We start from the raw sequence: 6,411 nt of genomic DNA, 5'->3' as shown, positions 1-6,411 counted from the left end.
GCGCGTTGCGCTCGGCCGCGTAGCGGCGGGCAAGCGCCGTCGCGTCGGCCTCACTCAACCCGCCGTCGATGAGCTTGCGGCGGTAGCCCTGCTCGTCGAAACTGTCCGGCATATCTTCGTCCTCCTAGCATAACGCCCGGCCTGTGGCCGGGCGCGTTTCTCATTTGCCGCCTGGTTCCTTGGTATCCAGGTACTCGATCACGTCGGCGATGAAGTCAAAGCCGTACTCGGTCTGGCCGTCCTTCTCGAACTTCGTCGGCTCGATGCGGCCCTGGACGAACACCTTGGAGCCTTTGCCAAGGTACTTGCCCGCGTTCTCTGCCAGGCCGGCAAACGACTTGATGCGGAAGAAGTCGGTTTGCTCTTTCTTCTCGCCGGCGCGGTCGCGCCACACGCGGTTCACGGCCAGGTCGAATACGGCGCGGGCGCTGTTTTCGCTATGGCGAACATCAGTATCACGGGTAAGATTGCCGATAAACTGGAATTGGTTATGGCTCATGCGTAGCTCTCCAGGCTGTGATGAAGCCTAGAGTTTAGCTAAACCTAATTCCGAGGTCAAGAACTTTAGCGGCTAAAATTTCGAGCCGCCCATGCGCAAGGCGACGCCTTTGTATAACTACATCTTCTTCACGAACGTGCTGCGGCTGCTTGATGAGCGCCACATGACGAAAAAGGAGCTATCGGACAGGTCGGGGGTTTCGATCTCCTTCCTGTCCGATCTCACTACGGGCAAGGCCAATCCGTCCCTCAAGGTCATGCAGGACATTGCCAAGGCCCTTGATGCGCCGTTGCCCCTTCTGCTTGAATCAACCGACTTGGACAAGGACACGCTCGATGCCCTGGCCGGCGGCAAGGCTCCGCAGAGCCTTCCTGCCGGTTTCGAGCGAGTGGCGGCGGTGCTACCGTCGCATCAGGCATTCATCGTCAAGAAGTGGGGCGAGGCCGCCCGCAAGAAGCTCCGGGGGTAGGACGCCAAGAAAGAAAGCAGGGAAGGGACGCGGCAAGGAACTGAGCCAGCAGAAGCCAGCACTTTTTAGCCGCTAAAGCCCGCCGGGGTGGCTCAACCCCCGGAACACCCACAACGCAAGCCATAGGTTCGGTGCGAGGCGCACGGAGCATGCGCCGCGTTGTTTCTATTGCGATCAGCTCGGGACACGATTGAAAACACTCAATCCGTCATTCCGTTTGCTTGCTCGTCAAAAGACTTCGGTATATCGTATGAACCTGTGTAGAATGCGTGCGGTCAGGGCAGCACGCAAATCACATACATGGGATACACGGAATGACCGAACAGAAGCTGGAACACAACACGATCAAGGAACGGGCGAAGAAGAAGCTCGAACGCGACATGGGGCCGGAGCTGTTGGCAGCTCTGAACGATCCCAAGACCGTTGAAATCATGCTCAACGCGGACGGCAAAGTCTGGCAGGAGAAGCTGGGCGAGCCGATGAAGTGCATCGGCACCCTTCGCTTCGCGCAGGCCCAAGCCATGATCGAAACCATTGCCGGCTACCACGGCAAGGAAGTCACGCGGCAGCGGCCGATCCTGGAAGGCGAGTTCCCGCTAGACGGTAGCCGCTTTGCCGGCCAGCTCCCCCCGGTCGTGCCCGCACCGACCTTTGCGATCCGCAAGAAGGCGGTCGCCATCTTCACCCTGGCGCAGTACGTCGAGCGCGGAATCATGACCGCGCAGCAGCGCGATTCCTTGATTGCCGCCGTGCGTGCCCACCGGAACATCCTGGTGATCGGCGGCACCGGCTCGGGCAAGACCACGCTGGTGAACGCGATCATCAACGAGATGGTGCTTCAAGACCCGACCGAACGGGTTTTCATCATCGAGGACACCGGCGAAATCCAGTGCGCCGCCGAGAACTACGTCCAGTACCACACCAGCATCGACGTGACCATGACGGCGCTGCTCAAGACCACGCTGCGCATGCGGCCCGACCGCATCCTGGTCGGCGAAGTGCGCGGCCCCGAAGCACTTGATCTGTTGATGGCCTGGAACACCGGGCACGAAGGAGGAGCCGCAACCCTGCACGCAAACAACGCCAAAGCGGGCCTTGATCGGCTCGCCATGCTCATCAGCATGCACCCCGATTCACCCAAACCCATTGAACCGCTGATAGGCGAGGCGGTTCACGTGGTCGTTCATATCGCCCGCACCCCTGACGGCTCGCGGCGCATCCAGGAAATCCTTGAGGTTTCCGGCTACGCCAACGGCCAGTACGCAACCAAAACCCTGTAACCCTGTAACCCTGTAAGGAGCTTAGACCCATGCAATCGACCCTTCCCGCGTTCCGCTTCGACAGCCGCGCCGTGTTCTACCTGGGCATGTTCGCCCTCTTGGCGTTCTTCCTGCTGGCCCCCCAGCACGCTTTCGCCTCCGAAGGCACCGGCGGTTCCCTGCCGTATGAAGGCTGGTTGACCAACCTGCGCAACAGCGTCACCGGCCCGGTGGCCTTCGCGCTGTCGATCATCGGCATCGTTGTCGCCGGCGGCATCTTGATCTTCGGCGGCGAACTCAACGGCTTCTTCCGCACGTTGATCTTCATCGTCCTGGTCATGGCCCTGCTGGTCGGCGCGCAGAACATGATGAGCACCTTCTTCGGCCGTGGCGCGGAAATCGCCGCCCTGACCGATGGCGTGCTGCACCAGGCCAAGGTCGCGGCGCTGGACATGGCCGGCTTCCCTGGTGAAGCCATCGCACGCTGGGCCGAACGCGGCCACATCGCGGGGTAAGTCATGGCACTGCGCGCGATCCCCATCCGTAGGGCCGGCAACCGAGAAAACCTGTTCATGGGTGGCGACCGCGAGCTGGTGATGTTCTCGGGCCTGCTGGCCGGGGCGCTGATTTTCAGCGCCCAAGAAGTGAGGGCAACGGTGTTCGGCATCGCCTTGTGGTTCGGCGCGTTATTCGTGCTGCGCCTCATGGCGAAGTCCGACCCGAAGCTGCGACACGTGTACCTGCGGCACCGCCGGTACAAGCCGTACTACCCGGCTCGCAGCACGCCCTTCCGTGAAAACACGCCGAGTCAAGGGAAGCAATACAAATGATCGAAGCAATCGCAATTGGCATTGCTGTACTCGGTGCGGTTCTGTTGCTCATCCTCTTTGCCCGTATCCGTCAGGTCGATGCCGAGCTGAAGCTCAAGAAGCATCGGTCGAAGGACGCGGGCCTGGCCGACTTGCTCAACTATGCCGCCGTGGTCGATGACGGCGTGATCGTGGGCAAGAACGGCTCCTTTATGGCCGCCTGGCTGTACCAAGGGGATGACAACGCCAGCAGCACCGAAGAGCAGCGGGAAATGGTGTCCTTCCGCATCAACCAGGCCCTGGCGGGCCTGGGCAGCGGCTGGATGGTTCATGTCGATGCCGTGCGCCGGCCGGCACCCAACTACTCCGAGCGCGGCGTCTCCACCTTCACCGATCCGGTGTCGGCCGCCATTGATGAAGAGCGCCGGCGGCTCTTCGAGGGCCTGGGCACGATGTACGAAGGGCACTTCGTATTCGCCGTGACCTGGTTTCCGCCAGTGCTGGCCCAGCGCAAGTTCGTTGAGCTGATGTTTGACGATGACGCGGTGACGCCCGACCACACGGCCCGCACCGTGGGCCTCATCGAGCAGTTCAAGCGCGAAATCCGCAGCCTGGAATCGCGCATGTCCTCGGCCGTCAAGCTCACGCGCTTGAAGGGCCACAAGATCGCCACGGAAGAGGGCAGGGAAGTCACGCATGACGACTTCCTGAGCTGGTTGCAGTTCTGCGTGACCGGCAACTATCACCCGGTGCAGCTCCCCAGCAACCCGATGTACTTGGACGCCGTGATCGGCGGGCAAGAGCTGTGGGGCGGCGTCGTTCCGAAGATCGGCCGCAAGTTCATCCAGGTGGTGTCCCTCGAAGGCTTCCCCTTGGAGTCAACGCCTGGCCTGCTGTCGGCCCTGGCCGAGCTGCCGAGTGAATACCGCTGGTCGAGCCGCTTCATCTTCATGGATCAGCACGAGTCCTTGAAGCACCTGGACAAGTTCCGCAAGAAGTGGAAGCAGAAGATTCGCGGCTTCTTCGACCAGGTTTTCAACACCAACACCGGCAGCGTCAACCAGGACGCGGCAACGATGGTGGCCGATGCCGAGGCGGCCATCGCCGAGGTCAATAGCGGCCTGGTGGCCGCCGGCTACTTCACGTCCGTGGTCGTGTTGATGGATGAGGATCGGGAGCGCCTGGCGGCCGCCGCGCTGTCGGTCGAGAAGGCCATCAACCGGCTGGCCTTCGCGGCGCGCATCGAGACGATCAACACGATGGACGCCTACCTGGGCAGCTTGCCCGGCCACGGCGTCGAGAACGTGCGCCGGCCGCTCATCAACACGATGAACCTGGCCGACCTGCTGCCGACAAGCTCCATCTGGACGGGCAGCGCCACCGCGCCGTGCCCGATGTACCCGCCGCTGGCCCCGGCGCTCATGCACTGCGTCACGGTCGGCGCTACGCCCTTCCGGCTGAACCTGCACGTGCGCGACCTGGGCCACACCTTCATGTTCGGCCCGACCGGCGCGGGCAAATCGACGCACCTGGGCATCATCGCCGCGCAGCTCCGGCGCTATGCCGGCATGTCGATCTACGCCTTCGACAAGGGCATGTCGATGTACCCGCTCGCGGCCGCAATCAATGCCGGCTCGAAGGGCAAGACTGGCCTGCACTTCACGGTGGCCGCCGACGATGACCGCCTGGCCTTCTGCCCGCTCCAGTTCCTCGAAACGAAGGCGGATCGGGCTTGGGCGATGGAGTGGATCGACACGATCCTTGCGCTCAACGGCGTGGACACCACGCCAGGGCAGCGCAACGAGATCGGCCACGCGATCATGAGCATGCACGCCAGCGGCGCGCGCACGCTCTCCGAGTTCTCGGTGACGATCCAGGACGAAGCGATCCGCGAGGCCATCAAGCAATACACGGTGGACGGCTCGATGGGCCACCTGCTCGATGCCGAAGAGGATGGCCTGTCGCTCTCCGACTTCACGGTGTTCGAGATCGAAGAGCTGATGAACCTCGGCGAGAAGTTCGCGCTGCCGGTGCTGCTGTACCTGTTCCGCCGCATCGAGCGCGGCCTTAAAGGCCAGCCGGCCGTCATCATCCTGGACGAAGCCTGGTTGATGCTGGGCCACCCGGCGTTCCGCGCCAAGATTCGGGAATGGCTCAAGGTCTTGCGCAAGGCGAACTGCCTGGTGCTCATGGCTACGCAAAGCCTTTCCGACGCGGCCAACTCGGGCATCTTGGATGTGATCGTGGAATCGACCGCGACCAAGATTTTCCTGCCGAACGTCTATGCCCGCGACGAGGACACGGCGGCGCTCTATCGCCGCATGGGCCTCAACAAGCGGCAAATCGAAATCCTCGCCACGGCGGTTCCGAAGCGGCAGTACTACTACGTCTCCGAGAACGGCCGCCGCCTCTATGACCTCGCCCTGGGGCCGCTGGCCCTGGCCTTCGTCGGCGCGTCCGACAAGGAATCGGTCGCCGCCATCAAGAGCCTGCAAGCGAAGTTCGGCCATGAGTGGGTCGATCACTGGCTGGCCGGCCGCAATCTGAATCTCAATGACTACCTGGAGGCCGCATGAGCTTTGCCGACACCCTCAAGGGCTTGATCTTCAAGAAGCCCGCCACGGCCGCAGGACGCGACAAGCGCGACCCTCGGCAGACCGATGAACCGCTGGAAGGCGGCCGACGCCAGGGCGAGGCCGAGAACCCCTATCTGGCCGCTCGTCGCACCTGGAACGATCACGTGGGCGGCGTCGTGTCGTCTCGCCAGACCTGGCAAGTGATCGGCATCTTGTCGCTGTTGATCGCGCTCGCCGGCGTCGGCGGCGTGATCCACATCGGCAGCCAGTCGAAGTTCATCCCCTACGTGGTGGAAGTGGACAAGCTCGGCCAGACAGTGGCCGCCGGCCCGGTGCAAGCGGCCTCGAAGGCCGATGCCCGCGTCATCCATGCGACGGTCGCCGAGTTCATCACCGACGCCCGCACGGTCACGCCGGACGTGGCCTTGCAGCGCCGCTCTGTGTTCCGCGTGTACGCCAAGTTGTCGCCCAACGATCCGGCAACGCCAAAGATGAATGAGTGGTTGAACGGCACCCCGGATGCCAGCCCGTTCCGTCGCGCTGAAAAGGAAATGGTGAACGTCGAGATCAAGACGGCCATCCCGCAGACGCCGGACACCTGGCAAGTCGAGTGGGAAGAAACCGCCCGCGACCGTCAAGGCACACCGAAGGGCAAGCCCGCGATCTGGCGTGCGCTGGTCACTGTGTACGTCGCGGAAGTCACGCCGCAAACCACGGATGAGCAACTTCGGAACAACCCCCTAAGCGTGTACGTGCGGGACTACTCCTGGTCGCGCGTTCAATGAACCCAAGGACATTC

At 62.8% G+C, this 6,411-nt stretch carries 7 protein-coding genes; 6 read left to right on the top strand and 1 reads right to left on the bottom strand.

Annotation, left to right across the window (positions count from 1 at the left end; genetic code table 11):
- Window positions 1-160 precede the first annotated feature (160 nt).
- The gene (locus CF70_RS13435; RefSeq protein WP_011013259.1) at window positions 161-499 is read right to left on the bottom strand and encodes a single-stranded DNA-binding protein; all 339 of its coding nucleotides are present in this window, start codon (window positions 497-499) and stop codon (window positions 161-163) included.
- A 109-nt stretch (window positions 500-608) separates the two neighbouring features.
- Here CF70_RS13435 and CF70_RS13430 point away from each other — a divergent pair, with 109 nt between their 5' ends.
- From CF70_RS13430 to CF70_RS13405, 6 genes are all read left to right on the top strand, one after another.
- Complete coding sequence (locus CF70_RS13430) at window positions 609-968, top strand: transcriptional regulator (RefSeq protein WP_011013260.1); 360 nt, start codon at window positions 609-611, stop codon at window positions 966-968.
- Between the two features lie 314 nt (window positions 969-1,282).
- Window positions 1,283-2,248 (top strand): P-type conjugative transfer ATPase TrbB, encoded by a 966-nt coding sequence (gene trbB / locus CF70_RS13425; RefSeq protein WP_011013261.1) that lies wholly within the window; start codon window positions 1,283-1,285, stop codon window positions 2,246-2,248.
- 29 nt (window positions 2,249-2,277) lie between these two features.
- A complete protein-coding gene (trbC, locus tag CF70_RS13420) occupies window positions 2,278-2,742 on the top strand; it encodes a conjugal transfer system pilin TrbC (protein WP_011013262.1) in 465 nt (154 codons plus the stop codon).
- A 3-nt stretch (window positions 2,743-2,745) separates the two neighbouring features.
- Window positions 2,746-3,057, top strand: a complete 312-nt coding sequence (locus CF70_RS13415) for a conjugal transfer protein TrbD (RefSeq protein ID WP_011013263.1) — start codon at window positions 2,746-2,748, stop codon at window positions 3,055-3,057.
- The gene (locus CF70_RS13410; RefSeq protein WP_011013264.1) at window positions 3,054-5,612 is read left to right on the top strand and encodes a VirB4 family type IV secretion/conjugal transfer ATPase; all 2,559 of its coding nucleotides are present in this window, start codon (window positions 3,054-3,056) and stop codon (window positions 5,610-5,612) included. The genes CF70_RS13415 and CF70_RS13410 overlap by 4 nt, the downstream gene beginning before the upstream one ends.
- The gene (locus CF70_RS13405) at window positions 5,609-6,397 is read left to right on the top strand and encodes a conjugal transfer protein TrbF (protein WP_011013265.1); all 789 of its coding nucleotides are present in this window, start codon (window positions 5,609-5,611) and stop codon (window positions 6,395-6,397) included. Before CF70_RS13410 ends, CF70_RS13405 begins: the two co-directional genes overlap by 4 nt.
- The last annotated feature ends 14 nt before the right edge of the window (window positions 6,398-6,411 follow it).

The sequence above is a fragment of the Cupriavidus sp. SK-3 genome (assembly GCF_000611145.1).
Classification (GTDB): domain Bacteria; phylum Pseudomonadota; class Gammaproteobacteria; order Burkholderiales; family Burkholderiaceae; genus Cupriavidus.
This window is presented reverse-complemented; position numbering and strand designations above follow the sequence as displayed.

Excerpts from the sequence above, each read along its gene's own strand:
- CF70_RS13435 (WP_011013259.1), bottom strand. The coding sequence starts at position 499 with ATGAGCCATAACCAATTCCAGTTTATCGGCAATCTTACCCGTGATACT.
- trbB (WP_011013261.1), top strand. The coding sequence starts at position 1,283 with ATGACCGAACAGAAGCTGGAACACAACACGATCAAGGAACGGGCGAAG.
- trbC (WP_011013262.1), top strand. The coding sequence starts at position 2,278 with ATGCAATCGACCCTTCCCGCGTTCCGCTTCGACAGCCGCGCCGTGTTC.
- CF70_RS13415 (WP_011013263.1), top strand. The coding sequence starts at position 2,746 with ATGGCACTGCGCGCGATCCCCATCCGTAGGGCCGGCAACCGAGAAAAC.
- CF70_RS13410 (WP_011013264.1), top strand. The coding sequence starts at position 3,054 with ATGATCGAAGCAATCGCAATTGGCATTGCTGTACTCGGTGCGGTTCTG.
- CF70_RS13405 (WP_011013265.1), top strand. The coding sequence starts at position 5,609 with ATGAGCTTTGCCGACACCCTCAAGGGCTTGATCTTCAAGAAGCCCGCC.